Below are 25,497 nucleotides of genomic sequence, written 5' to 3'. Positions count from 1 at the left end.
CGTTTGTTCAAGCCCAACGGCGTGAGCAGGTCGACCGCCAGGTGGCCCGGAGTCCGTCAAGTCACGCCGCGTCCACGGCATTTGGCGAGATCCCGCCCATGCCGGCCAGAGCCGTCACGGTGTAGGCGGCGGAGGCGAGGGTCATGTGCCGGTGCCAGCCGCGGAAGGACCGGCCCTCGAAGTCCTTGAGCCCCACGTCCGCGCCCGCGGCGGTGAGGTCCTGGCAGGCCCGGCCGCCCAGCCGGGTCAGCCGCAGCAGCGCCCCGGCGGGCACCGACGTCATGTTGGTGACCCACACGGCCGAGGGCGGCCCCTGCGGGTCCTGCCACTCCCCCACCAGGAGGAGGTCGCCGGGGCCGTCGGCCGCACCGGCCCTGGGGTGACGCGGCAGCTCCCCCACCCGCGCGACCCGGACCGCCACGGCCAGCGTGCCGCCGGGTCCGGCGAGCCGGTCGGGGTGCCCCTCGGCTCCGACGGGCCTGCGCAGCCCGCGCACGCCCGCGAGGATCCGCTGGGCCTCCAGCGGTCCTCCGTCGTATCCGGGCAACGCCGGGTCGCCCATCAGGAGTTGGGCCGTGCCGCGGATCCTGGCGATCACGGGGACCCCGGCGGCGCTGAAGCGGTCGACGGTGTCGCCGATCCGGTTGATGTGGGTGTTGAGGACCACCGGGCGGGCGGGCACCCGCCAGGAACCGAGCATCTCCAGCACGGCCGCCGCCGCACACTGCTCCAGGCTCTCGGGACCCACCGCGTCGGGGATCTCGGCCTGGCGCCGCCGCTCCGCGTCGCCGACCCAGAGGCCCGGCAGGAACAGGCGCCAGCTGACCGGGGTGTTGAGCGTCTCGCCGGCGTACCAGACGCCGAAGGCCCGCTGCCCCCGGAAGACACCGGTGCAGGGGTCCACTCCGTAGTCCACGCCCACCGACTGGTCGCCCGCCTTGGGGATCGGCATCGGGTGCACCACCCAGGCCTGCGGCGCGGCGAGCCGTGCGAGGTATCCGGCGAGGGCCTCGCGCACCGGCATCCAGTCCCAGGTGGAACTGCTGATGAAGTGGTGCAGGCTCTGCTCGGTGGCCGGGCCGCCCACCTGCGCGGCGATGTTCCGGATGGACTTGCGGCCCTCGGTCCCCAGCAGTCCGCGCAGGTACTGCTCTCCCTTGCGGCGCTGGTCCCGGCGCGCGAACGACGCGAACAGCACGTCGCTCAGCCCCCGGGTCACCGCTTCCCGCGCGTCCGACAGCCCGGCGGACCCGGACGGAACGGCGGACCCGGACGGAATGGCCGACCGGGACGGAACGGCGGACCGGGACCGCTCGTGCGCCACCCTCGTTCTGCTGACAGAGACAACCACGGGATCTCCCCCTCTGATGCTGTGATCTCTCGACCGTTCCTCAAGCCTCGCTCCGCCCGGCCGGTCCGGACCAGGTGTGGAGGTGCCCCCGCCGAGGCGGCCGGTGGTGGTCCCGCCACCCCCAGGCAGCCCCGGTACCGTCTCCAGCCCGGTGATGTTGCAATTGTCGGCCAAAAGGCGCGCGAGTTCTTTTCTCAATTTCTCCATTCGATAAGGACATTCCATCTCTGCATCGCGCGGTTCAATCGCCGAACCGATCTCCAGAGGAATGCGCTACACGCCGGCAGTGGTCCACTGGCGCACTGTTCCCACCCCTTGACGATCGTCGCCGGGTCGGCGGGCCGGACAAAAGGTGGCCCCGCAACACCGCATCGCCGCCGCGTGATGTTGCAACCACATGGCAAACGTAAACTTCCAGGTCAGCGCCTTGACTCGCCCTACGGCTCCCCATACGCTCAACCGGCTCACACATTTGAGATCTTGAGGGAGAGGCAGGGTGAAGAGCGAGGAATCCAACGGTGTCCCGACACTTGCCGTACTGGAACTCCTCGCCCGGGATTCGCCGCCCGACCGGTTCCACGAACTGCTCCAGCGCGCTCAGCGCCAACAGCTCCCCGCGGAGCGGCTCGCCGAGCTTCAGCAGGCCACGCACCTGGCACTCGACGTCCAGGCCTCGGTCAGCCAGCGCCGGCGCCGCGAGACCTTCATGACGGGACTCGTGGACACCGTCCACGACATGGCCGCGCCGGCCGGCCCCGACACCCTGCTCAGGGTGGTCACGAGCCGCGCCCGCAGGCTCCTCGACTTCGACATGGCGTACGTCAGCCTGCGCGACGCCGACGACACCTTCTACATCCACAACTCGGACGGGGACACGACGGCCCTCAACACCGGCCTCGTGGTGCGCAAGCAGCGCGGGCTGAGCGAACTGGTCACCGCCACGGGCGCACCGTTCTGGACCACGGACTACCTCAACGACGACCGCATCCCGCACTGGGAAGAGGTCGACGAGGTGGTGCGTGCCGAGGGCCTCTCCGCCATCGTCTCGGTGCCGATCATCCGGGGGAACGCACCCATCGGCGTGCTCTACGGGGCGAACCGCTGGGTGCGGCACTTCACGCCGGACGAGATCAGCGTGATGCGCTCGCTGGCCGACTTCGCCTCCGTCGCCCTGGAGAAGGCCGAACTCCTGGACCGTACGCAGACGGAGATCTCCGCGCTGGAGGCCGAGGTCGCGCGCGCACAGGCCGCCATCGCCCGCACGACGGACCTCGGGGACTCCCAGTCCCGGCTGGCCTGCCTCGTCCTCGACGGGAGCGATCTGCATCAGCTCGCCGGCGCGGTGGCCCAGGCACTGGACGGCGCGACGGTGGTGTGCGACGCCTACGGCAGGGTCCTGACCTCGTCCGGCGAGACCTCCGGCATCACCGACGCGTTGACGGACCGCGCCGTTCTGGAGGTGCACGCCGCGCGCGGGCCCATCGCTCTCGCGCCGGACCTCTGGGCGACCCCGGTCAGTGCGGGTGCCGAGAACCTCGGCATCGTGCTGCTCCGCCCGGCCGGCCAACTCGACTCCGCCGCCCGGCGGTTCCTCCGTTTCGCCGGGCAGGCCGTGGCCATGCTGCTCGTCGTCCAGCGCAGCACGGCGGTCGCGGCCGGTCCGGTCCGTGACGAGTTCTTCGACGAGCTGCTCGCCGTGCCCCTGCGCGCCCCCCACCGGCTCGCCGCGCGCGCCCAGCGGCTCCAGGTCGGCCTCGACGAGCCCTATGTCGTCGTGGTGATCCGGCCCGAGGGCAGCGAGCAGGGCGAAGCCGTCATGTGGGCGTCGTTCTACAGCCACCGCCACCACGGGCTCAAGACCGTGCGGGACGGCCGCATCGTGCTCCTGCTGCCCGGCTCCGACCCCTCGGCCGCCGCACGCGCGGTGTCCGACGAGCTTTCGCCCGTCCTGCTCCAGCCCGTCACCGTCGGCGCCGCCGGACCCGCCACCGGATTCGCCTCGGTGGCCCGGGTCTACCAGGAGGCGCAGCGCTGCCTGGACGCACTGGCCATCCTGGGCAAGGCCGGCAGCGCCGCCTCCATGGCCGACCTCGGCTTCCTCGGGCTGCTGCTCTCCGACGACCGTGACGTCGACGGCTTCGTCTCCTCGGCCATCGGGCCGCTCCTCGACCACTCCGCGGAACGCGGTGTCGACCTCGTCGGGACCGTGGAGGCGTACTTCGCCTCGGGCCAGAGCCCCACCCGCGCAGCGGAGTCCCTGTACATCCACGCCAACACCGTGGCCCGCCGCCTCGACCGGATCACCGAACTGCTCGGCGCCGGCTGGCAGAAGGGCGAGCAGGCCGTGGAGGTCCAGCTCGCCCTGCGCCTGGTACGGGCCCGCGAGGTGCTGAGCCGGCAACGGCCGACGGCCCCCGGCGCCCGGCCCGGCACAGCCCCGGAGGCATAGCCGGGCATCCGCCGCAGGGCGGCGCCGACGCCCCGCGCGGTGCTGGTCACCGGCCGTGCCGGGGTCCGCCGGCCGACGCGGCGTGCGACCGCCGGGCACTTGACGGAATCCGGTCCGTCCCCTTTTGGTTCCCCGCGCCATGGGCCAGGGTCAGTCTGTGCACGTGATCCCCCGCGCCGCCCGGGCCACCCTCCGGCTCCCGGCCGCGTTCCCCGGCCCCGGTCTCTTCCGGGACCCGGTGGGAGCCGGCACCCGGCGTCCCCGCACCTGTTGTCCGACCCAGCCGTAGTCCGAAGGAGCCCTGACCGCACGGTGACCGCACAACCCGACCCCACCTCCCGGGCCGGCGCCCGGAACACGCGCCACCACCGCGTCACCGCTTGCGGGCACACCGGATGACCGCGCAACGGCTGCGCCAGCTCTCCGACGCGGGGATCCTCTTCTGGCTCGACGGCGTCAGCCGCTTCCTCCTGCGCAGCGGCGCCCTGGCCGCCCTGGTCCGGGACTGGGGTGTTTCGGGTGTGACGACGAACCCGGCGCTGTTCCTCCACGCGGTGGGCACCGGCTCCTCCTACGCGGAACAGCTGCGCGGGCTCGCGGCCCGTGACGTCTCCGCCGACCAGGCCATCCGGGAACTGGCGGGCCACGACTTCCGAGCCGCCTGCGACGTACTGATGCCGGTCCACCTGGCACGGCGCGGCACGACCGGTCTCGTATCGGTCGACATCGACCCCCGGCTCGCCGACGACAGCGCGGCGACCGTGGACGCGGCCCGGCGGCTGTGGCGGGAGGTCGACCGGCCCAACCTGCTGATCAAGATCCCGGCCACCGACTCGGGCCTGGAGTCCATCACCGCGTGTGTCGCCGAGGGCATCGGGGTCAACGCCACGCCCGTCTTCTCCGCCGAGCGCTACCAGCAGGTCGCCGAGGCGCATCTGGCCGGCCTGGAGCTGGCCGCGCGGGCGGGCCGGCCGCTCGCCCGCATCCACTCCGTGGTGTCGTTCCACGTCGGCCCGATCGCCCGCGCGGTGGATCCACGGCTCGACGCCCTCGCCACCGGCCCGGCACAGGAGCTGCGCGGCAAGGCGGCCCTGGCCGTCGCCCGGCTCGTCCTCGCGCGCCACCGGGCGACGTACGAGAGCGACGCCTGGCAGTCCTACGCACGGCTCGGGGCCCGGCGCCAGCGGCTGCTGTGGGCGGGGACGACGGTGCACGACGCCGCGTACCGCGACACCCACTACGCGGACGGCCTGTTCGCTCCGGGCACCGTCGCCGCCATGCCCGAGCAGCTCCTGTGGGCGGTCGCCGACCACGGCCGTACCCAGAGCATCCAGCGGGACGGCGCGATCGGGCCGGAGGTCCGGCAGACGCTCGACTCCCTGGCGGCTCTCGGCATCGCGCTGGACGACCTGGCGCGCGGGCTCGAAGCGGCCGACCACGAGGAGGCGTTGGCCTCGTGGCAGCGTCTGCTCGACGTCGTCACCGCGTCCCTTGAGAAGTCCCGGGCCTGACCCGCGGGCCCGTCCGGCCCGGCCGGACGGCGACGCGGCGGACGCGGCCGGCGCCGGTGCGGAACACCGCGCCGGAACGCCGGCCACGACGGGTGTGCTCCGTGCGCGAGGAGCTCGTTCAGCGCAAAAGGTGAGTGCCCGGAGCCGGACTCGAACCGGCACGGCCCGAAGGCCAGCGAGGTTTAAGCTCGCCGTGTCTGCGTTCCACCATCCGGGCAAGGGCGCGCGGCTCCGCGTTTCGCGGGACGAGCCTAGCCCGACGCATCCCCCGAACAGCGGAACAACCACCCGATGTTGTCTTATTTTATTGACGCCTGAGGGTGTGTCAGCACAGCTCAAAGCGGTGTTGGCACATGCCGGAGGCGGTTGGCAGGGCGTCCGGGGTATCCCGATATACGAACGCGGAATGACGGAAAGTCGATGCCCCGTACCGCCTTCGCACAGATGCTGACAGGCCCCGCCGGAGCCGGCCCGGAGCGTGGGTGGAGTACGCCTCGGATCCGGCCGCGCCTCAGGGGTGCCGTCATACCTCAGGAGGAGTGCGGGGGTACTTCCGTCCGACTCAAGAGGGCCAGTGAACGGGTACAGGGGCTGACGATCGGGCGCCGGGCGGCAGGAAGGATGGAGAAGTCCCCGAAAGCCGCATCGACAGGAGTTCCTCCGTGACCACCACCCCCACCGCACACCGCGCCACCGCGGTGGCCGCCCGCGCCGTCGAGCTGTCGAAGGTCTACGGCACGGGCGAGACCCAGGTGGTCGCGCTCGACCAGGTCACGGTCGACTTCCGGCAGGGCGAGTTCACCGCGATCATGGGCCCCTCCGGCTCCGGCAAGTCCACCCTGATGCACTGCGTCGCGGGTCTGGACTCCTTCAGCTCCGGCTCGGTCCGCATCGGTGAGACCGAGCTCGGCTCGCTCAAGGACAAGCAGCTCACGCAGCTGCGCCGGGACAAGATCGGCTTCATCTTCCAGGCGTTCAACCTGCTGCCCACGCTGACCGCCCTGGAGAACATCACGCTCCCCATGGACATCGCGGGCCGCAAGCCGAACAAGGAGTGGCTCGACCAGGTCATCGCCATGGTCGGCCTGTCCGACCGGCTCGGCCACCGGCCCACCCAGCTCTCCGGTGGCCAGCAGCAGCGTGTCGCCGTGGCCCGCGCGCTCGCCTCCCAGCCGGAGATCATCTTCGGCGACGAGCCGACCGGAAACCTCGACTCGCGCTCCGGCGCCGAGGTCCTCGGCTTCCTGCGCAACTCGGTGCGCGAGCTCGGGCAGACCGTGGTGATGGTCACCCACGACCCGGTCGCCGCGTCGTACGCGGACCGGGTCATATTCCTGGCCGACGGGCGGATCGTCGACGAGATGCTGCGGCCCAGCGCGGACGGGGTGCTCGACCGGATGAAGGCGTTCGACGCAAAGGGCCGCACCAGCTGACCCCGAGCCGCCGGGGGCCTTGCCCCCGCACCCCCCTGGCTCCTCGCGCCCGCGTGCGGCAACCCGGCGGGGGCTCCGGCCCCCGCACCCCGGCCGGTTGTCGTCTGGCCCCGCACCCGGTACCCGGTACCCGGTACCGCGGGAGGCTCCTCCCCCTGCACCCCCTCGGGACGCCGCCCCGGACCCGGGATCGCGCCTGAACGGCGCTCGTCCTCCATCGCCGGACGGGCTGAAACGCCCCATGCCGGCCCGCGTCCACCAGCCGCACGGCCTGAGGATTCCCGCGCGGGCCCCGCGACAAGGCGTTGAAGGGCGCGGGGAACCGCGCGACCAGCCACCCACGGCCCGCACCCGTCCAGCACCTCCTCCCCCGGAGGGGCCGGCCCCAGAAACTCTCCAGGACTGAGAAACCCCATGTTCAAAACCGCCCTGCGCAACGTGCTCGCGCACAAGGCCCGGCTGTTGATGACGGTGCTCGCCGTCATGCTCGGCGTCGCCTTCGTGTCCGGCACGCTCGTGTTCACCGACACCCTCGGCAGCGCCTTCCGCAACCAGTCGTCCAAGAGCTACGACAAGGTGGCCGTCGCCGTCAGCACGTACACCAGCCGTGACGACACCGAACGGGAGCCCGGTGTCAGCAAGCAGACCCTGCAGAAGATCGAGAAGCTCGACGGGGTCGCGTCGGCCATCGGCCGGGTGGACGGCTTCGCCGGTGTGGCCGACACCGGCGGCAAGCTGATCGGGCAGGGCTGGGCCAACAAGGGCGGCAACTACGCCCCCGGCAAGGACGGCAAGGACCCGTCGTACACCTTCACCCAGGGCTCGGGCCCGGTGAAGGACGACCAGATCGCGCTGGACAAGGACACCGCCCGCAAGGGCGAGTACGCCGTCGGCGACACCGTGCGGGTGGCCACCAACGGCCCGGTCAAGCAGTACAAGCTCGCCGGCATCTTCACCACCGAGGACGGCCAGGTCAACGCGGGCGGCAGCCTCGTCCTGTTCGACACCGCCGTCGCCCAGCAGCTCTACCTCAAGCCGGGCTACTTCCAGAACGTGAGCGTGGCCGGCGCCCCCGGTGCCGACGCCCAGCGGATTCTCGACGAGGTCAAGCCGCTGCTGCCGAAGGACGCCGAGGCCAAGACCGGCCAGGCGCTCGCCGACCAGGAGGCCAAGGACATCGAGAAGGGCCTCAGCGGCCTCAACCAGACACTGCTCGTCTTCGCCCTCATCGCGCTGTTCGTCGGCATCTTCCTGATCTCCAACACCTTCACCATGCTGGTCGCCCAGCGCACGCGTGAGCTCGCCCTGATGCGTGCCGTCGGCGCCTCGCGCGGCCAGGTCCGCCGCTCGGTGCTCGCCGAGGCGCTGGTGGTCGGCACGGTCGCCTCCGTGATCGGCTACGCGCTCGGCCTCGGCCTCGCCACCGGGCTGCGGTCCGCCATGGGCGCCTTCGGCGCCAAGCTGCCCGACGGCCCGCTCATCATCTCGGCCACGCCGGTCGTCGCCGCGCTCGCCGTGGGCGTCCTCGTCACCGTGATCGCGGCCCTGCTGCCGGCCTGGCGTGCCGCGAAGATCCCGCCGGTCGCCGCGATGAACAGCGTGCACGGCGTGGCCACCACCAAGTCCCTGGTGGTGCGGAACTCGATCGGCGGTGTCATCACCCTCGCCGGTGCGGCCGCCATCGTGGCCGGTGCCGCCGCCGGCAAGGAAGGCAAGATGATCATCGGCCTCGGCGCCTTCCTCGCCCTGGTCGGCATCATCATCCTGATCCCGCTGCTGTCCCGCCCGGTCATCGCCCTCGTACGCCCCGCCCTGAGCAAGGTGTTCGGCGTCTCCGGCAAGCTCGCCAGCCAGAACGCGGTGCGCAACCCGCGCCGCACCGGCGCCACCGCCTCCGCGCTCGCCATCGGCCTGACCCTGGTCACCGGCCTCTCGGTGCTCGGCGTCACGCTGGGCACGGCCATCGACAAGATGACCACGGACAACATCAAGGCCGACTACATGGTCCAGATGGCGGCCGGCGGCTCCGGGCTCGACAAGGACGTCCTGACCGCGCTGCGCAAGGCGCCCGGCGTCGCGGCGGTCTCCCCCAAGCAGTCCTCCTACATCAAGCTCGGCGGCATCGACGAGTCGGTGGCCGGGGTGACGCCGGGCGACATCGAGAAGGTCATCAACGTCGAGCCGGTGGCCGGCTCGCTCGCCGGCCTCGGCCAGGGCCGGATAGCCGTCGACGACAAGACCGCCGCCAAGCACGGCTGGAAGCCCGGCTCCGAGCTCCCGGTCGAGTTCAGCGACAAGAAGAAGGGCCGGCTGACGATCGGCGCGACCTTCAAGGAGAACGAGTTCCTGGACACCGTGCTCGTGCCGACCACGGTGCTCGCCCCGCACGACCCCCAGCCGTACATCCCGCAGGTCTTCGTCAAGACGGACGGCGGCGCCACGAGCGCCAATGAGAAGGCCCTGGTCAGCGCGCTCGGTGACAACCCGGCGATCAGCATCATGGACCAGCAGGACATCCGCAACGAGTTCGGCGGCATGATCAACACGCTGCTCAACATCATGTACGGCCTGCTCGCCATGGCCCTGATCATCGCGGTCCTCGGTGTCATCAACACCCTGGCGATGTCGGTGTTCGAACGCCAGCAGGAGATCGGCATGCTGCGGGCGATCGGCCTGGACCGCCGCCGGGTCAAGACCATGATCCGTCTGGAGGCCGTCGTCATCTCGCTGTTCGGCGCGGTGATCGGCGTCGGGCTCGGCTCCTTCCTCGCCTGGGCCATCGGCCAGACGATCAAGAGCTCCATCCCGAACTACGCTCTCGTCATCCCGTGGGACCGGATCGGCATCTTCCTGCTGCTCGCCGCCCTGGTGGGTGTGCTGGCCGCCATGTGGCCGGCCCGGAGCGCGGCGCGGCTCAACATGCTCACCGCCATCAAGACCGAGTAGCAGACACCGCCAACACCCGCCCGATCAAGGGCAGTTGAAGGGCCCCGGGAGCTCGCCTCCCGGGGCCCTTCGGCGTCGCCGTGCGGCCGGGCTCAGTTCCAGCTGCGGGCCCGCAGCGGCATGCCGGAGGCGCCGCCCTCCGGGGTCTTCACCGCCAGGATCTGGTTGACCCCGATCCGGTTGCGCTCGAAGGAGAGCGCCGAGGCCGCCATGTAGAGCCGCCAGATCCGGGCCCGCCCGGGGCTGGTGAGGCCCACCGCGCGCCGCCAGTCCGCCTCCAGGTTGGCCACCCACTGACGCAGCGTCAGAGCGTAGTGCTCCCGGATCGGTTCGACGTCACGGGCCTCGAACCCGGCCTCCTCCAGGGCGGCAAGCGTATGGCCGAGCGGGGCCAACTCGCCGTCGGGGAAGACGTACTTGTCGATGAACTCGTCTATCTCGTAAGCCGATTCGTCCCGCTCGGGACGCCGCGCGATCTGGTGGTTGAGCAGCCGCCCGCCGTCCTTGAGCAGGCCGTGCAGGATGTCCGCGTACTCCGCGTACCGCACCGAGCCGACGTGCTCGGCCATGCCGATGGAGGAGATCGCGTCGAACGGGCCGTCCTTGACGTCCCGGTAGTCCTGCACCCGGATCTCGATCCGGTCGGTGAGGCCCTCCTCGGCGATGCGCTTGCGGGCGTACGCGGCCTGCTCGCGCGACAGCGTGATGCCGACGACCCGGGCGCCGTACTCGCGGGCGGCGTGGATGGCCATCGAGCCCCAGCCGCAGCCGACGTCGAGCAGCCGGTCGCCCTCCTGGAGGCCCAGCTTGCGGCAGACCAGGTCGAGCTTGTCGCGCTGGGCGTCCTCCAGGGTGGCGTCGGGGCTCTCCCAGTAGGCGCAGGAGTAGACCATCGAGGGGCCGAGCACCAGCTCATAGAAGTCGTTGCCGACGTCGTAGTGGTGGCTGATCGCCTCCTTGTCCCGGCGCCGGGTGTGCAGCCGGCCGGTGCGGCGGCGCATCTCCTCGGCGGGCGGGGCCGGCGGGGGCAGGGCGCCGCCCAGTCTCACCAGTTCCTTGGCGGCGGCGCGGAGTCTGGGGTCGAGCACCGGGTGCACGGAGTCCTTCGGCTCGCCGCCGCGCTCCCAGATGAGCCCGGCCAGCCGGCCGAGCGCCCCGTACAGATCGCCCTCGACGTCGATCTCGCCGGCCACCCAGGCGCGGGCCAGGCCGAGTTCGCCCGGCTTCCACAGCAGTCGTCGCAGCGCGCGCCGGTGGCGTACGACGAGAACCGGAGCGCCGGGCGGGCCCGCCTCGCTGCCGTCCCAGGCCCGGATCCGCACCGGGAGGGCCTCCCCCAGCAATGCCTCGGCAAGAGCGGTCAGCCGCAGCGCCGCTTGGGCCATCGCGCACACCTCCGTATCTCGCAGAAATGTCTCAGCACCCTGCACAACAGTGCCCGGGCGCGCGGCAATCCCGCTACCGCGCAAGGGAGTGACAGGATGGCTGTATATGCCATCTTCTTGGCCGGAAAACGCCTCTGTCCGGATCCCCCCGCCGCTTCGGCGCGGGCATGCCGAAGCGAGCGCCCGCGCCCCGGCCGCCCACCGCATCCCCGGGCACGCCGAAGGGGCCGCCCGCACCACGGATGGCGGACGGCCCCTTCGGGGTAGAGCTGGTGACGCAGGTGGAGCTAGGAGGCCTTGGCCTTCTCGGGCTTGTCCTCGACCTTGGCCGCGGGAGCCGGAGCGGGCTTGGCCGCCTCGTAGAACTCCTCGCGCGGGGTCTCCATCGCACCGAGGGAGACGACCTCGCGCTTGAGGAACATCGCGAGCGTCCAGTCGGCGAGGACCCGGATCTTGCGGTTCCAGGTCGGCACGGCCAGACCGTGGTAGCCACGGTGCATGTACCAGGCGAGACGGCCCTTGAGCTTGATCTTCATCTTGCCCATGACGATCATCGCGACGCCCTTGTGGAGGCCGAGACCGGCCACCGCACCCTTGTTGGAGTGCGCGTACTCCTTCTGCGGGAAGCCCCGCATGCCGGAGACCACGTTGTCGCCGAGGACCTTGGCCTGGCGCAGCGCGTGCTGGGCGTTCGGCGGGCACCAGGCGTTCTCCACGCCGGCCTTGCGCGAGGCGAGGTCGGGGACCTGGGCGTTGTCGCCGGCGGCCCAGATGTAGTCGGTGCCGGTGACCTGGAGCGTCGGCTGGGCGTCCACGTGGCCGCGCGGGCCGAGCGGGAGGCCGAAGCGGGACAGCGCCGGGTTGGGCTTGACGCCGGCCGTCCACACGATCGTGTTGGAGTCGACCTCAAGGCCGTTCTTCAGCACCACGTGGCCGTCCACGCAGGAGTCCATGGAGGTCGAGAGGTAGATCTCGATGCCACGGCCCTCAAGGTGCTCCTTGCCCCAGCGGCCCAGCTCCGGGCCGACCTCGGGAAGGATCTTGTCGGCGGCGTCGACCAGGATGAAGCGCATGTCCTCGCGCTTGACGTTGGTGTAGTACTTGGCCGCGTCGCGGGCCATGTCCTCCACCTCGCCGATGGTCTCCGCGCCGGCGAAGCCGCCGCCCACGAAGACGAAGGTCAGCGCCTTGCGGCGGACGTCCTCGTCCGTGGTGGAGTCGGCCTTGTCGAGCTGCTCCAGAACGTGGTTGCGCAGGCCGATGGCCTCTTCCACGCCCTTCATGCCGATGCCCTGCTCGGCCAGACCGGGGATCGGGAAGGTGCGGGAGACCGCACCCATCGCGATGACCAGGTAGTCGAAGGGCAGCTCGTAGGCCTCGCCGACGAGCGGCGCGACCGTGGCGACCTTGCGGTCCTGGTCAATGCTGGTGACCCGCCCGGTGAGCACCTCGGCTCCACGCACGACGCGTCGCAGCGGGACGACGACGTGACGCGGCGAGATGCTGCCTGCGGCGGCTTCGGGGAGGAAGGGCTGGTACGTCATGTACGAGCGCGGGTCGACGACCGTGACGGTCGCTTCCGCGTAACGCATCTTCTTGAGAATGCGTCGCGCTGCGTACAGGCCTACGTACCCGCCACCTACTACGAGGATCCTGGGACGCTCCGTGGTGCTCATGCCATCGAGTATCCACCCGCCGATGACCCCCTGCTCGTGCGCCCCTTCACAAGGATCGCAGGGGGCTCTGCTACACTGCGCGGCCCACGTGACCGAGGTCATGGCGCCGGAAGGGAACCACGGTGTAGGGGCGAGCGTTGTACACCCCTTCTGAACTGGCCTCCCGGCCTTCCCGCCCGGTGGACCACTGCCGTGGGAAACGTAGGCGTAACACGGTCATCACCGTGTGGATGCCCCACGGAACGGGCCCTTGGACCTCGGAAAGCGGTACTCGGACCACATTCTTCGACCCAAGGGCCCGAATTCCTTGTGAAGAACTTCACGAACTTTCTCGCCGGGCCCGGCCGAAAGTCCCGGTGTGGGCCCCGAACGGCCCTGCCACGGACCGCGATCAGGCGATCGACCAGGCGATTCCGTCCAGAATGTCGTGCTCGCTGACCACGACCTCACGGGCGCCGGTGCGCTCCATGATGGCCAGCAGGACGAGCGCTCCGGCCCCGATCACATCGATCCGGCCGGGGTGCAGCACGGGGATGGCGGCGCGCTCGGCGTGGGTGGCCGCGAGCAGGCGTCCGGTGACCGCGGCGACCTCCTCGTAGGAGATGCGCGCGTGGTGCAGGGCGGCCGAGTCGTACGCGCTCAGGCCGAGCGAGATCGCGGCGACGGTGGTGACCGAACCCGCCAGGCCCACCAGCGTGCGCGGCCCGCGCAGCGGCACGGTCCGCTCGGCGAGGTCCAGGGCCGCCTCGATGTCGGCGCGGATCGCGCCGATCTGCTCGGGCGTCGCCGGGTCCCCGGGGTGGTGGCGCTCGGTCATCCGCACACAGCCGATGTCGACCGAGCGGGCCGCCTCGACGCCCGCGGAGCCGACCACGAACTCGGTGGAGCCGCCGCCGATGTCGACGACCAAGTACTCGTCGTCGCCGTCGAGTTCCTTGGTGGCGCCCACGAAGGAGAACTCCGCCTCCTGGTCGCCCGAGATCACCTCGGGCTCGACGCCCAGGATGTCGAGGACGCCCCGTACGAAGTCGTCCCGGTTCTCGGCGTCGCGCGAGGCGGAGGTGGCCACGAACCGCAGCCGCTCGGCGCCCAGGTCCTTGATGATCGCCGCGTACTCGCGGCACGCCGCGAACGTGCGCTCCAGGGCCTCGGGGGCGAGCCGCCCGGTGCGGTCCACGCCCTGGCCGAGCCGGACGATGGTCATCCGCCGGTCCAGGTCGGTGATCTCGCCGGTCGCCGGGTCCGCGTCCGCGACGAGCAGGCGGATCGAGTTCGTACCGCAGTCGATGGCGGCGACGCGCGTCACTGGCCGTCCCCCTCGCCGCACGGCGTCACGCACGGGCCCTTCGCCCACCACTCGGGCAGCATCGCGATCGCCTCGTCGCCCAGCGGGTTCACACCCGGGCCCGCCGCCAGCGAGTGGCCGACCAGCACGTGCAGGCACTTGACCCGGTCCGGCATGCCGCCGGCGCTCGGGAAGCCCTCCAGGACCTCGATGGCGTCGCGGCGCGCGATGTAGTCCTCGTGGGCGGCGCGGTAGGCGGCGGCCAGTTCGGGGTCGCTCGATAGCCGCTCCGTCATCTCCTTCATGACGCCGTTGGCCTCAAGGGTGCCGATCGCGGACGCGGCACGCGGACACGTCAGGTAGTACGTCGTCGGGAAGGGCGTGCCGTCCTCCAGGCGCGGGGCCGTCTCGACGACGTCCGGGTTGCCGCAGGGGCAGCGGTGCGCGATCGCGCGCAGACCGCGCGGCGGGCGGCCCAACTGCTGCTTGAAGGCGGCGATGTCCGCGTCGGTGGGCTCGGTGCGGTCGGTCTGGGGCGGGGGCGTTTCCATGACTGGGTCGGTCTCTATCGCTAGCGGTGGTCAGTTGGCGGGACGGTCGGCCTTGTCGACGCCGTCCCAGAGGTTGGAGTGCCAGGCGCGGCTGGTCGCGCCCTTGTCCTCGCGGTGCTTGTTCGCCGCGTCCGGGTCGACGACGGTGAAGCCGGTCTCGCCCGGGAACTGCATGTGCAGGTGCTCGCGGGCCAGTTTCTCGATGTACGCGTCGTCCTGGAGCCGCGCCTTCTCGTCCCGCAGCCGCTCGACCGCCTGCTGCGCGTCGGCGGCCTTGCGCTGCTGGTCGGAGATGTCGGCACGCTGCGACACGTACTGCCGCATCGGGTAGGCGAGGGCCACGATCAGCGAGCACAGCACGAGCGCGAGCAGCGCGGCCCGGCCGGTGAGCCGGGACCGTCGGGCCTGGCGCTTGTTCTGCGAGCGGTAGACGCGCGCCGCGGTCTGCTCGCCGAGCACCTTGAGCCGGGCCGCGGTGGAGAACCGGTCGCGGTCCCTGACCTTGGCGTCGTTGCCCATCGCTCTCGCGCCTCCCCGTTACACACGTACGTCCCCGGACACGGTACGGGACCGCGGCCGGGGACGTACGTACGACTGGCTAGGGCGTCAGCCCTTCAGCCTGCTCAGCCGATGGGGCCTGCTCAGCCCTTGAAGCGCGGGAAGGCGCTGCGGCCGGCGTACACCGCGGCGTCGTCGAGGATCTCCTCGATGCGCAGCAGCTGGTTGTACTTGGCGACGCGGTCCGAGCGGGCCGGGGCGCCGGTCTTGATCTGGCCGCAGTTCACCGCGACGGCGAGGTCGGCGATGGTGACGTCCTCGGTCTCGCCGGAGCGGTGGGACATCATGCACTTGAAGCCGTTGCGCTGGGCCATCTCGACGGCGTCCAGGGTCTCGGTCAGCGAACCGATCTGGTTGACCTTGACGAGCAGGGCGTTGGCCGAGCCCTCCTCGATGCCGCGGGCGAGGCGCTCGGGGTTGGTCACGAACAGGTCGTCACCGACGATCTGGACCTTGGAGCCCAGGCGCGAGGTGATGGTGTTCCAGCCGGCCCAGTCGTCCTCGAACAGCGGGTCCTCGATGGAGACCAGCGGGTACGCGGAGACGAGCTCCTCGTAGTACTCGGTCATCTCGGCGGCCGAGCGGGACTTGCCCTCGAACTCGTACTTGCCGTCCTTGTAGAACTCGGACGCGGCGACGTCGAGCGCGAGCGCGATGTCCTTGCCCGGGGCGTAGCCGGCTTCCTTGATGGCCTCGACGATGAGGTCCAGGGCGGCGCGGTTGGACTCCAGGTTCGGCGCGAAGCCGCCCTCGTCGCCGAGGCCGGTCGACAGGCCCTTGCGCTTCAGGACGCCCTTGAGCGTGTGGTAGACCTCGGCACCCCAGCGAAGGGCCTCGGAGAAGGACTCCGCGCCGATCGGGGCGATCATGAACTCCTGGATGTCGACGTTGGAGTCGGCGTGCGACCCACCGTTGAGGATGTTCATCATCGGGACGGGCAGCAGGTGCGCGTTGGGGCCGCCCAGGTAGCGGAACAGCGGCAGGTCGCTGGCCTCGGAGGCGGCGTGCGCGACGGCGAGCGAGACGCCGAGGATGGCGTTGGCGCCGAGCGAGCCCTTGTTGTCCGTGGCGTCCAGGTCGAACATGGCCTGGTCGATCAGGCGCTGCTCGGTGGCGTCGTAGCCGACGAGCTCCGGGCCGATCTGCTCGATGACGGCGAGGACGGCCTTCTCGACACCCTTGCCGCCGTAGCGGTTGGGGTCACCGTCGCGAAGCTCGATGGCCTCGAAGGCACCGGTGGAGGCGCCGGACGGGACGGCAGCACGACCGGTGCTGCCGTCGTCGAGGCCGACCTCGACCTCGACCGTGGGGTTGCCTCGGGAGTCCAGGATTTCCCGGGCTACGACGACGTCGATGGACGGCACGAGCATCTCCTTCTGGGATGTGACGCTAGATGTGACGCAAGGTGCAGGGCCACGCGGGTCGCTTCGCCTTGCGACAAGAGCCTAACCGGCTCCGGGGCTCCGGCCAGCCGAGTGCCCGCCCCATGGGACGAAAAAGGGCCCAAGGACCCTGATTCCCGGGCAAAGGGCCACAACCCTACTGCCCGGTAGCAGCCCCGGGCCATGGCGGTGACAGCGAAAACCCCGGCCCGGCGCGTACGGGGGAATGCGCGCCGGACCGGGGCGATCAGGGGGTGGTGCGGACTCAGCTCAGGTGCAGCTTCTGACCCGGGAAGATCAGGTTCGCGTCCTTCACGATCTCCTTGTTCAGGTCGAACACCTTCTGCCAGCCGCCCTTGACTCCATTGGCGGTGGCGATGTTGCCGAGGGTGTCGCCGGACTTGACGGTGTACTCGCCGTCGCCCTGCTGGACCGGCTGGCTGCGCTGCTCGCCGCGGCTGGCCGGCGCGGACTCGGTGCGCTCGGACTTCTGCGACCTCTGCTGCGGCTGGGCCTGCTGCTTCGGCTTCGAGGGCTTCGCGGAGTGCGAAGAGGAAGAGGAGGAGCCGGAGGTGTCGACGTCGGCCTTGGAGCCGCCGGACGTCAGGTTGCCGGCGCCGGCGCAGGACCAGGCACCCGGACCCTGGATCGCGAGCAGCTTCTCGGCCGCGGCTATCTGCTGGCCCTTGGTGGCGAGGTCGGCACGCGCGGCGTACTGGGTGCCGCCGGCGGCGGCCCAGGAGGAGTTCGAGAACTGGAGGCCACCGTAGTAACCGTTGCCGGTGTTGATGGACCAGTTGCCGCCGGACTCGCACTGGGCGACGGCGTCCCAGGTCGACACGGAGGCGGCGGAGGCATTGCCGGCCGCCATCAGCGGGGCGGCGACAGCGGCACCGGTGACACCGGCCAGCGTGGCGACACGGACGGCCTTGGACGGGCGGCGGTGCTTGCCCTTGCCGGAAAGCAGCATGGAAGTTCTCCTCACCGACGCCTGCGAGGTGAGCTGTCGGGTTCGGGCGTGAGCTGCCCGGCCGGGCGCCGAAGCGCCCGTCTTCACCCCAAGCCGGTACGGCAGTTGCGTGAACTGCCGGGCCCGGCACTTACCTTGGGTCCCCCGCTCCTGCCTACGGCGCATAAGCGTCGACTGTTCCCATCGGCCGACGGCAGGATTCGGCGTGCTCGGTCGACGGGGCCCGCGGTGACGAGCGAGTCCGACGAAAACACACGCCCCGCCAATGTTCAAAGACGCACATCGGGGAGAAATCCCCCCTACTTGCCGTCACAGAAGGGATGTTTCCGCAGGTGAGGGGCGGGGCGGACGGACCGGGCAGACAGGACACGCCAGTTGGGGCGAAGAGACCCATGTCTCACTTGCACCAAACGGACATAGCCCCGCGAACTAACCCTGCTTCGATGCCGAGTTCAGGGTCGTCGCGGCGCCCGCCGGATTCTTCAACTCCAGGCTCTGGCCAGGCAGGATGAGGTTCGGGTCGGTGCCGATCAGCTGCTCGTTGGCGCGGTAGAGGGCGGGCCAGCCGCCCTGGACCTTGTTCGCCTCGGCGATGACCGACAGATTGTCGCCGGGCCGGACGGTGTAGCCGCCGTTCGCCGCAGGGGTGTTGCCGACCTCACGTGAGGCACCGTCACCCCGCGACGCGTGCCGCCCGGAATCCCGGGTATCGGACGAGTTGCCCGAATTGCTCGAACCACTCGTCCCGGCGGGCCCCGTCGGGTCGGTCCGCCCGGCCGGGCTGTCCGTGCCGGTGCCCGCCGGGGTGTCCTTGTCGGTCGCGTCCGGCGTCGTACCGGTGCTCCCCTCCGGCGCGGGCGCCCCGCGGTGCTTGCCCGGGCTCGCCGGGGTGGACGCGGACGGCGCCGGGGACTTGGCGGTGCCGCCCGGCTCGCCGGCACCCGGGGTGGGCGTGCCCGCGGCCGGGGTGCTCGGCGTCGAGTCGGCGCCGGGCGTCTTGGTGGCCGGGGCGCTCGGGACGGGCGCGGGGGTGTTGTCGGTGGTGTCGGGCACGCCCGGGTCCACGTCCGCCGAGCCGCCGCCCTTGGTGAGCCCCGCGCCGCTGCCGCAGTTCGCGAAGGCCTGGGGCCCCTTGGCCGCGAGCACCTTCTCGGCCACGGCTATCTGCTGGGCGCGGCTGGCGAGGTCGGCGCGCTGGGCGTACTCGTTGCCGCCGTACGCCTCCCAGGTGGCCTGGGAGAACTGGAGCCCGCCGTACAGGCCGTTGCCGAAGTCGGCACTCCACATCCCGCCGGACTCGCAGGCGGCGACCTGGTTCCAGGTGTTCGCGTCCGCGGCGTTCGCACCGGTCGCGGCGAGCAGCGGAAGCGCGATGGCCGATCCCGTCACTCCTGCCGCGACGACGAGGGCGGGTGCCTGGCGGGGTCGACGATGCCGTCCATTCCCGGAGCGCATGCGAAAGACCTTCCGTGTGACTGCTGAGCCGAATGAACGGTGAACGTAGCCGTACTCGAACGTCCGTCACAAGTCGATGCACTGGAGATCACATAAAAGTCACAGTCCTGACGGTCCGTCAGCTCGCGCTTGCGTACGCCCCTTTACCCCGGCGGCGTGAACTCGACCGGCAGGGTGCGCAGTCCACGCATGATGAGCCCGCCGCGCCAGCGCAAATCGCCAGGTTCCACCGCGAGGCGCAGGTCAGGAAGGCGCCGCAGCAGGGTCGCGAGCGCGGTCTGCCCTTCGAGCCGGGCGAGCGGTGCGCCGAGGCAGTAATGGATCCCGTGCCCGTACCCGAGGTGCTGGTTGTCCCGGCGGCCGAGGTCGAGCGTGTCCGGCTCGGTGAAGCGCTCGGGGTCGCGGTCGGCGGCGGCGAGCACGACGAGTACGGGGTCGCCGGCGGCGATGTCCTGCCCGCCGAGCGTCAGCGGTTCGGTGGCGAACCGCCAGGTCGCCATCTCCACGGGCCCGTCGTACCGGAGGAGCTCCTCGATGCCGGTTTCGAGCAGCCCGGTCTCCCCGGCGTCGAGCGAGGCCTGGAGCCGTTCGCGCTGCTCCGGGTTGCACAGCAGGGCGTACACCCCGTTGCCGATCAGATTGACGGTCGTCTCGAACCCGGCGAAGAGCAGGATGAAGGCCATGGCGGCGGCCTCGTTCTCCGTCAGGTGCTCGCCGTGGTCGCTGGCCTCGATGAGCCGGGAGATGAGGTCGTCGCCCGGGTTCTCGCGCTTCTTGTGGATGAGCTCGGCGAGGTAGTTGCGCATCTTCTTCACCGAGCGCGCGACGCCGCCGCGGGGGCCGCCACCGTGGCCCGGTTTGAAATGTCGCAGCATCATGCCGGCCCAGTCCCGGAAGTCGTCCTGGTCCTCGCGCGGGACGCCGAGCAGGTCACAGATGGCGTAGATGGGCAGCGGGAAGGCGAACTCGTGGATGAGGTCGGCCTCGCCCTTCGCCGCGAACGCGTCGATGAGCTGGTCGGTCAACTCCTGCACCCGGGGCGCGAATTGGGCGACGGTGCGGGGCGTGAACGCCTTCGACACGAGGCGGCGGAGCCGGGTGTGGTCCGGCGGGTCGATGTTGAGCAGGTGCGTCATCAGCTCGGCCTTGCGCTCACCCGGGATGCCCGTCTTGCCCTTGGCGTGGGCGGGCTCGTCGTGATGGGCCGGGTTCTTGGAGAGCCGCTGGTCGGCGAGCGCCTGTTTGGCATCCCCGTACCGCGTCACGAGCCATGCCTCGACCCCGCTGGGCAGCCGGGTCCGGTGCACGGGCGCGTGCTCGCGGAGCCAGGCGTAGGCGGGGTACGGGTCGGTGGCGAACTCCCAGGTGAAGAGTTCGGGGGCGGCGGGCGTTCCGGCGGCGCCGGGGGTGCCGGGGGCGTCGGGGGTGGGCGGCTGGTCGTGCATGGGTCCGACAGTATCCGGGCCCCTATTCCGGGCCCCTATATAGAGGGGGCGCGCGGCTGGTGGCCGTCCGGCCCCTCCCCCGGCTCCCGCTTCACGCGGGGCCCCGGCCTGCGGAACGCTCCGCCACCCGGCGCCGCTCCCGGACGCCGGCGACGTCCACGGCGTTGAGGGTGGCCACCACGGTGTGGAAGATGACGTGGCCGGTGTCGAGGGCGTGATCCTCCAGAGCCCGGTGGACCGCGCCCCGGTCCGCGGTGATGCCGTGCGACCAGCCGCAGTCCAGCGCCACACAGTCGGAGCTGAAACCGGCACCGCGGCCGTCGGGGCACTCGGCGATGCGCGCCAGCGCGGCCTGGAGGAGGGGGTGACGGGTCAATTCCGGTTCCTTGAACATGGGTTGCGGAAGCGGCGCACGCGATTCGACGGCGGTACGGGCCGGCCGCCTCGGCGGTGGGAGGGGGCCGTCCTGGAGCGGTCGCGGGGTGAAGGGCGGGATGGCCCACATCAGCGCGACACCACGGGCGTGGAGAGGATGAGCGCCCGTTCCAGCTCGCTCGGGGTCGGGTCCCGCAGCGCGTCCGGCGGGACGGCCCACTCCCGGCCGCCGCCGGGCGGCCGGAGGCAGACGCTCCCCGGGTGGGTGCCGACCACCTCCCCGATCCTGCCGGATGCGTCCACCTTGTAGTGGGTGCCGTGTGCAGGTTCGTCCTGGACCATGGCTTGCCGTCCCCTCAGCCGTACTTCGTCCGTGTACTAGTTCAGTCTCGGACTGGCCGAAGCACTCCCGCAACGGATCGCGGCACACTAGTGTGCCGGGCGTAGGGTCAGCTCAACTCCCTTGAGAGGAACGGCAGATGCCCAGCGAGAAGACGTTCACGAAGATCGCCGATGACTTTCGGCAACGCATCTTGTCGGGCGAGCTGGAGACCGGCTCCCGATTGCCGACCAACAGGGAGATCGCGGGTAGCTGGCAGGTGGCGGCGGCCACCGTGTCCCGCGCGCTCCAGTCGCTTCAGGTCGAGGGCTACATCCGGACGACGCCGCGTGGCACGTACGTCGCGGACAACCCGGTGTGGACCCTCTCGGGCCGAGACCGGCTCGACCGGGTCCAGAGGGTGAAGACGTTCCTCGCCGACGGCGAGACGTCGCGGGTGACGGCCGCGGAACTGGTCAGGCCGCCCCTGCACGTGGCGGAGATCTTCGATCTGAGCACCGGTGATCAGATCGTCCGGCGCGAGTGGCTAGCCGGTCGGGGGAAGGCTCGGACAGTCTTCGCGGTGACGTGGTACCCCGCTCACTTCGCGGCCCTGGTGCCCGACTTGCTGAACATCGCTCCCGGCCGGAATCACGGCCTGTCGGCCCGGGTCCTGGAGGCCACGAGGCGGACGATCACGCACGCGCGCGACGACATGCACGCGCGGCAGGCGGATGCACGCGAGGCGAGCGCGCTCGGCCTGCCGGTCGGTTCCCCGGTCCTGGCCGGCGTCCACCGCTGGTCGGACTCGGAGGGTGTCATCGAGTACGGCGAGTGGTGCCTTCCGCCCCGGTTCACCATCGGGTACGAGTACCAGCCCTAGAGGGCCGAAGCCCTCCGCCGCACAGACGGTCCCCATCGTGCCGAAGGACGGATGCTGCCCCATGCAGTCGAACCCCTCTCCACATACTCAGCAGGCCTGTGAGGCCTTGGCGGGCCGCCTGCGGGACATCCGCAAGGACGCGGGGATCAGCGGCCGGGAGCTGGCTGCCAGGTGCGGCTGGTCGGAGTCGAAGTCCTCCCGGATCGAGAACGCCAGAACCCCTCCCTCCGACGCCGACATCAAGGCGTGGTGCCGTGCTTGCGACGCCGACGACCAGGTCCCCGACCTGATCGCGGCGAACCGGCAGTCGGCGGAAGCCCACGTCGAGTGGCGGCGGCTCCAGCGCGGCGGCCTCCCCCACCTTCAGGCGTCCACGGGTGACCTGTACCAGCGCACCACCGTCTTCCGGGTCTACGTGTCCGACGTCATTCCCGGGTTCCTCCAGACCCCTGGTTACGCCACCGCTCTCCTGGGTTCCATCGCCGAATTCCGCGGCACCCCCGACGACGTGAGCGACGCAGTGAACGCCCGCATGAAACGCAACGCGGTCCTGGGGAACGGTGCCCTACGGTTCCGGTTCGTCCTGGAGGAATCCGTCCTGCGGCACCGGCTGTGCGGCGCCGACACCATGGCCGCCCAGCTCGGACACCTCCTGATGACCATGGACCTGCCCCATGTCGTCCTGGGCATCATCCCGTTCGCCCGGCAACGCACGGTGTGGCCGATGCCCACGTTCACCATCTTCGACGACCACCGCGTGCACGCGGACACCCTGGATTCGGCCTCCACCCTCACCCAGCCCAGCCAGATCGAGCTGTACGAGAGGGCCTTCGACCGGCTCACCCGGAATGCGGCACAGGGCTCAGCGGCCCGCGCCTTGGTGGCGGAGGCACTGGCGTCCCTTGGATGACCCAGCGAGGCCGCCCCAGGGGTACGCCACGCGAAGCGCCCCACCCCCGGCGCCCGGACAAGGGCGACAGAGGCGGGGCCGGGACTACACGGTCAACTTGGTCGTCAGAAAAGGCCGTTGTAGATGGACCAGTCCGAGCCGACCTTGGTGCGCGGGGCGTAGGGGGCCAGGGCCTGGCCCGTACCCGCGTACAGCCACAGCGCGCCCGCCGCATCGCGGCCGAGGATGTCGGCCCGGCCGTCGCCGGTCAGGTCGCCGGGGACGAGGAGCGCGTTGTAGAGGGACCAGTTCGTCCCGACCTTGGCACGCGGCGCGTACGGGGCCGAGGCCTTGCCCGTGCCCTCGTACAGCCACAGAACGCCCGAGGCATCGCGCGCCAGCAGGTCCGGGCGCCCGTCACCGGTCAAGTCGCCCTTGCCCGGAAGGGAGTTGTACGCATCCCACCCGGCGCCGATCTTCACCCGGGCGGCGAAGGGAGCCGTGGTGCTCGTGGTGCCCTGGTACAGCCACAGGACGCCCGAGGTGTCGCGGGCCAGCAGGTCGGCCCGGCCGTCCCCGGTCAGGTCGCCCGCCCCCACCAGCGAGTTGTACGTGTTCCAGCCGGCGCCGACCTTCACGGGAGCCGCGAACGGGGCGGCGTCGCCACCGCCGCGGTAGTACCAGAGCACTCCGGCGGCATCGCGGGCGACCACGTCACCCGAGCCGTGCACCGTCAGGCCCGACAGCGCGGTGAGGGCGGTGTACCCCTGCCATCCGCCGCTGACCGCCACGCGGCCGCGGTAGGGCGCGGCCGCGTTCCCCGTGCCGTCGTAACGCCACAGCGTCCCCTGCGCGTCACGTCCGAGGAAACGGGTTCCGGTGGGAACGGGGTACGGGCTGTTGACCACGAAGCCGCCCGTCGCCTTCGGGCTGAAGGCGCCCTCGTCCGAGGCCTCGAAGCGGAGGTCGGTCTCCACCTGCCAGGCGTCGAGGTACGCGCCGGCCGCCAGGGTGTAGGTGATGGTGTGATCGCCGGCCGGCAGGGTGCACGACACCGCCGGGGCCGCGGCGTTGACCGGGCCCGACGCGCGACCGCAGGCCCCCGCGGGGCCGCCGCTCACCGACGTGACCTTGAGGTCCACCGCGCTCGTGTTCCAGTCGGGCTGCCCGTACTCGGGACGGAACGCGACCGTGAGCCGGCCCGCGCTCTCCGCGTGGACGCGCACGGTGTGGGTGGCCGTCGAGGACACGGCGAGGTCGGCGGTCGTCAGGTCGAGGGAGGTCTGGGTCTGCTCGATCAGGCCAAGCCCGGTGGCGCTGTCGGAGGGCCTCTTCGCCGGCACCATGTACCCGCCGACCGCCAGGAGACGGCTGCCGGAGGCGCCGTCGACGGGGGCGATGTCGTTCAACTCGTAGGAATTGGCGGTGGGTTCCGGCGCGGTGGCACCGGCCCGCTTGGTCCATGCGGTTCCGTCGTAGTGCCAGAAGACCGGCGGCCGGTCCAGCGACGAGTCGTCGCTGCCCACCGCCCACAGCCCGCCGCGTCCGTCCGGCCGGATGGCGTGCACGATGAACTGGGCGAGCCCGCCCGTGACATCGTGCCAAGCGGACCCGTCCCAGTGCTCGACCCGGTTGTGGACCGGCTGCGCCGAGGACTGCCCCCAGCCGGCCACGTACACGCTCGTGGCGGACTCCACCGCGATCTGAGCCATGGTGGTGTCGTCGGGCGCGGACAGCTGGGGCATGAGCGTCCAGGTCGTGCCGTCCCAGTGGTACGTCACCGGGTGGCCGCCGTGCTCGGGGAACTGCATGCCCGTCGCGTAGGCGTCGTTCGCGGACAGGGCGTCGATGCCCTGGATGTCCACACCGTCGGGCAGCGCGAAGGTCCCCCAGGTGCCGCCGCTGTAGGTGTAGAGGGCGTCGCCGCCCTTGAAGAGCCTGCCCGGGACCGCCTTGATCGGCACCTCGGGCCAGGACCGGTCGAGGGCGCCGGCGGCGGGTACGACCGTCCACTTCGCACCGTCGAAGTGGACCAGGAACTGCTCGGTGCCGGTCATCCCGTAGGCCCACACGTCGTCGGCGGATGCCGCGCTGACGCCCGACCACTCCATCACCTTCGGCAGTGCGGGGTCCGTGATCGGTGACCAGGTCTTGCCGTCCCAGCGCAGGAGCACGCCCCCCATGCCGTTCGTGCCGCTCTTCCAGCCGGCCGCCCAGGCGTGGTCGGCGTCCACCGAGGACACCGACTGGAGCTTGTCCGCGGCGGAGCCGTCGCCCGGGGCCAGTGCCCAGTCGGGCGTCGTGACGTGGTGCGGCGACGTGGGCGGCGGCGTGTCCGCGGCGGCCGTTCCCCCGGATCCCACAAGTGCGGTGACCAGGGCGAGAGTTGCCGTGCTCACCGCGGCGAGGTGTCCGGACCGTCTGAGCCCGCGTCTTGTCTTCATGCTGCTTTCCCCTCCCGAAGGGCGGTTGCCCTGTTCCGCATGGTCGGGTCGGGTGTTGCGCAGACACACAGCCTGCGCACAGTCCACGCACAGATAGGGCGTGCTCGTCGCTGGTGTCGCTGGTAGCGGCGTGCTGCCTGAAACGTGCGGGTGTTGCCCCCCTGACCGCTCCCCTGCGGTTAGGGGGGCA

At 71.2% G+C, this 25,497-nt stretch carries 19 protein-coding genes, 1 tRNA gene and 1 riboswitch; of the genes, 6 read left to right on the top strand and 14 right to left on the bottom strand.

What is annotated here, in order from left to right; all coding sequences use genetic code 11:
* Nucleotides 1–61: 61 nt before the first annotated feature.
* Nucleotides 62–1,279, bottom strand: a complete 1,218-nt coding sequence (locus CG740_RS07565) for an IS701 family transposase (RefSeq protein WP_442802815.1) — start codon at nt 1,277–1,279, stop codon at nt 62–64.
* A 568-nt stretch (nt 1,280–1,847) separates the two neighbouring features.
* Between CG740_RS07565 and CG740_RS07560 the strand changes: the two genes are divergently transcribed.
* Nucleotides 1,848–3,800, top strand: a complete 1,953-nt coding sequence (locus tag CG740_RS07560) for a helix-turn-helix domain-containing protein (protein ID WP_100574163.1) — start codon at nt 1,848–1,850, stop codon at nt 3,798–3,800.
* 395 nt (nt 3,801–4,195) lie between these two features.
* Entirely contained in the window at nt 4,196–5,311 is a 1,116-nt protein-coding gene (tal, locus tag CG740_RS07555) for a transaldolase (protein ID WP_100574162.1), read from the top strand.
* Between the two features lie 135 nt (nt 5,312–5,446).
* On the opposite strand, the gene CG740_RS07550 is transcribed toward tal, so the two are convergent.
* Nucleotides 5,447–5,528, bottom strand: a tRNA-Leu gene (locus CG740_RS07550).
* A 445-nt stretch (nt 5,529–5,973) separates the two neighbouring features.
* Here CG740_RS07550 and CG740_RS07545 point away from each other — a divergent pair.
* Both CG740_RS07545 and CG740_RS07540 read left to right on the top strand, forming a co-directional pair.
* Complete coding sequence (locus CG740_RS07545; protein WP_100574161.1) at nt 5,974–6,744, top strand: ABC transporter ATP-binding protein; 771 nt, start codon at nt 5,974–5,976, stop codon at nt 6,742–6,744.
* 414 nt (nt 6,745–7,158) lie between these two features.
* Nucleotides 7,159–9,690: an ABC transporter permease gene (locus tag CG740_RS07540; protein ID WP_100574160.1), complete on the top strand. Its 2,532-nt coding sequence runs from the start codon at nt 7,159–7,161 to the stop codon at nt 9,688–9,690.
* A gap of 92 nt (nt 9,691–9,782) precedes the next feature.
* On the opposite strand, the gene CG740_RS07535 is transcribed toward CG740_RS07540, so the two are convergent.
* The 11 genes from CG740_RS07535 to CG740_RS07485 form a co-directional block, all read right to left on the bottom strand.
* Nucleotides 9,783–11,075 (bottom strand): SAM-dependent methyltransferase, encoded by a 1,293-nt coding sequence (locus CG740_RS07535; RefSeq protein ID WP_100574159.1) that lies wholly within the window; start codon nt 11,073–11,075, stop codon nt 9,783–9,785.
* A gap of 287 nt (nt 11,076–11,362) precedes the next feature.
* Nucleotides 11,363–12,751 (bottom strand): NAD(P)/FAD-dependent oxidoreductase, encoded by a 1,389-nt coding sequence (locus tag CG740_RS07530; RefSeq protein ID WP_100574158.1) that lies wholly within the window; start codon nt 12,749–12,751, stop codon nt 11,363–11,365.
* A gap of 391 nt (nt 12,752–13,142) precedes the next feature.
* Nucleotides 13,143–14,057, bottom strand: a complete 915-nt coding sequence (locus tag CG740_RS07525; RefSeq protein ID WP_100574157.1) for a Ppx/GppA phosphatase family protein — start codon at nt 14,055–14,057, stop codon at nt 13,143–13,145.
* Nucleotides 14,054–14,587, bottom strand: coding sequence for a DUF501 domain-containing protein (locus CG740_RS07520; RefSeq protein WP_100574156.1), 534 nt, complete (start codon nt 14,585–14,587; stop codon nt 14,054–14,056). The genes CG740_RS07525 and CG740_RS07520 overlap by 4 nt, the downstream gene beginning before the upstream one ends.
* 30 nt (nt 14,588–14,617) lie before the next feature.
* On the bottom strand, nt 14,618–15,106 hold the full coding sequence (locus CG740_RS07515; protein ID WP_100574155.1) for an FtsB family cell division protein: 489 nt from the start codon (nt 15,104–15,106) through the stop codon (nt 14,618–14,620).
* Between the two features lie 122 nt (nt 15,107–15,228).
* Entirely contained in the window at nt 15,229–16,515 is a 1,287-nt protein-coding gene (gene eno / locus CG740_RS07510) for a phosphopyruvate hydratase (RefSeq protein ID WP_053725044.1), read from the bottom strand.
* A gap of 277 nt (nt 16,516–16,792) precedes the next feature.
* Complete coding sequence (locus CG740_RS07505; RefSeq protein ID WP_100574154.1) at nt 16,793–17,497, bottom strand: transglycosylase family protein; 705 nt, start codon at nt 17,495–17,497, stop codon at nt 16,793–16,795.
* Between the two features lie 3 nt (nt 17,498–17,500).
* Nucleotides 17,501–17,669, bottom strand: a riboswitch (cyclic di-AMP (ydaO/yuaA leader).
* 257 nt (nt 17,670–17,926) lie between these two features.
* Nucleotides 17,927–18,952, bottom strand: coding sequence for a LysM peptidoglycan-binding domain-containing protein (locus tag CG740_RS07500; protein ID WP_100574153.1), 1,026 nt, complete (start codon nt 18,950–18,952; stop codon nt 17,927–17,929).
* Nucleotides 18,953–19,095: 143 nt separating this feature from the next.
* Entirely contained in the window at nt 19,096–20,397 is a 1,302-nt protein-coding gene (locus CG740_RS07495) for a cytochrome P450 family protein (protein WP_100574152.1), read from the bottom strand.
* 91 nt (nt 20,398–20,488) lie between these two features.
* Entirely contained in the window at nt 20,489–20,773 is a 285-nt protein-coding gene (locus tag CG740_RS07490) for a hypothetical protein (protein WP_100574151.1), read from the bottom strand.
* Between the two features lie 128 nt (nt 20,774–20,901).
* Nucleotides 20,902–21,114, bottom strand: a complete 213-nt coding sequence (locus CG740_RS07485; protein ID WP_100574150.1) for a hypothetical protein — start codon at nt 21,112–21,114, stop codon at nt 20,902–20,904.
* Between the two features lie 137 nt (nt 21,115–21,251).
* Between CG740_RS07485 and CG740_RS07480 the strand changes: the two genes are divergently transcribed.
* Entirely contained in the window at nt 21,252–21,974 is a 723-nt protein-coding gene (locus tag CG740_RS07480; RefSeq protein WP_100574149.1) for a GntR family transcriptional regulator, read from the top strand.
* A gap of 61 nt (nt 21,975–22,035) precedes the next feature.
* Nucleotides 22,036–22,884: a helix-turn-helix domain-containing protein gene (locus CG740_RS07475; RefSeq protein ID WP_100574148.1), complete on the top strand. Its 849-nt coding sequence runs from the start codon at nt 22,036–22,038 to the stop codon at nt 22,882–22,884.
* Between the two features lie 104 nt (nt 22,885–22,988).
* Here the strand turns inward: CG740_RS07475 and CG740_RS07470 are convergent, their stop codons facing one another.
* The gene (locus CG740_RS07470; RefSeq protein WP_100574147.1) at nt 22,989–25,307 is read right to left on the bottom strand and encodes an FG-GAP repeat domain-containing protein; all 2,319 of its coding nucleotides are present in this window, start codon (nt 25,305–25,307) and stop codon (nt 22,989–22,991) included.
* Nucleotides 25,308–25,497: the final 190 nt, after the last annotated feature.

The sequence above is a fragment of the Streptomyces sp. CB01201 genome, from assembly GCF_002803085.1.
Classification (GTDB): Bacteria; Actinomycetota; Actinomycetes; order Streptomycetales; family Streptomycetaceae; genus Streptomyces; species Streptomyces hundungensis.
The sequence above is the reverse complement of the archived record's forward strand: the minus strand, read 5'-3'. Positions and strand labels throughout refer to the sequence as shown.

Bases quoted from the DNA above. Each gene is read 5' to 3' on its own strand.
- CG740_RS07505 (WP_100574154.1), bottom strand. From the start codon at position 17,497: ATGCTGCTTTCCGGCAAGGGCAAGCACCGCCGCCCGTCCAAGGCCGTC.
- CG740_RS07475 (WP_100574148.1), top strand. From the start codon at position 22,036: ATGCAGTCGAACCCCTCTCCACATACTCAGCAGGCCTGTGAGGCCTTG.
- CG740_RS07535 (WP_100574159.1), bottom strand. From the start codon at position 11,075: ATGGCCCAAGCGGCGCTGCGGCTGACCGCTCTTGCCGAGGCATTGCTG.
- CG740_RS07470 (WP_100574147.1), bottom strand. From the start codon at position 25,307: ATGAAGACAAGACGCGGGCTCAGACGGTCCGGACACCTCGCCGCGGTG.
- eno (WP_053725044.1), bottom strand. From the start codon at position 16,515: ATGCTCGTGCCGTCCATCGACGTCGTCGTAGCCCGGGAAATCCTGGAC.
- CG740_RS07495 (WP_100574152.1), bottom strand. From the start codon at position 20,397: ATGCACGACCAGCCGCCCACCCCCGACGCCCCCGGCACCCCCGGCGCC.
- tal (WP_100574162.1), top strand. From the start codon at position 4,196: ATGACCGCGCAACGGCTGCGCCAGCTCTCCGACGCGGGGATCCTCTTC.
- CG740_RS07520 (WP_100574156.1), bottom strand. From the start codon at position 14,587: ATGGAAACGCCCCCGCCCCAGACCGACCGCACCGAGCCCACCGACGCG.
- CG740_RS07500 (WP_100574153.1), bottom strand. From the start codon at position 18,952: ATGCGCTCCGGGAATGGACGGCATCGTCGACCCCGCCAGGCACCCGCC.
- CG740_RS07540 (WP_100574160.1), top strand. From the start codon at position 7,159: ATGTTCAAAACCGCCCTGCGCAACGTGCTCGCGCACAAGGCCCGGCTG.
- CG740_RS07485 (WP_100574150.1), bottom strand. From the start codon at position 21,114: ATGGTCCAGGACGAACCTGCACACGGCACCCACTACAAGGTGGACGCA.
- CG740_RS07480 (WP_100574149.1), top strand. From the start codon at position 21,252: ATGCCCAGCGAGAAGACGTTCACGAAGATCGCCGATGACTTTCGGCAA.
- CG740_RS07530 (WP_100574158.1), bottom strand. From the start codon at position 12,751: ATGAGCACCACGGAGCGTCCCAGGATCCTCGTAGTAGGTGGCGGGTAC.
- CG740_RS07515 (WP_100574155.1), bottom strand. From the start codon at position 15,106: ATGGGCAACGACGCCAAGGTCAGGGACCGCGACCGGTTCTCCACCGCG.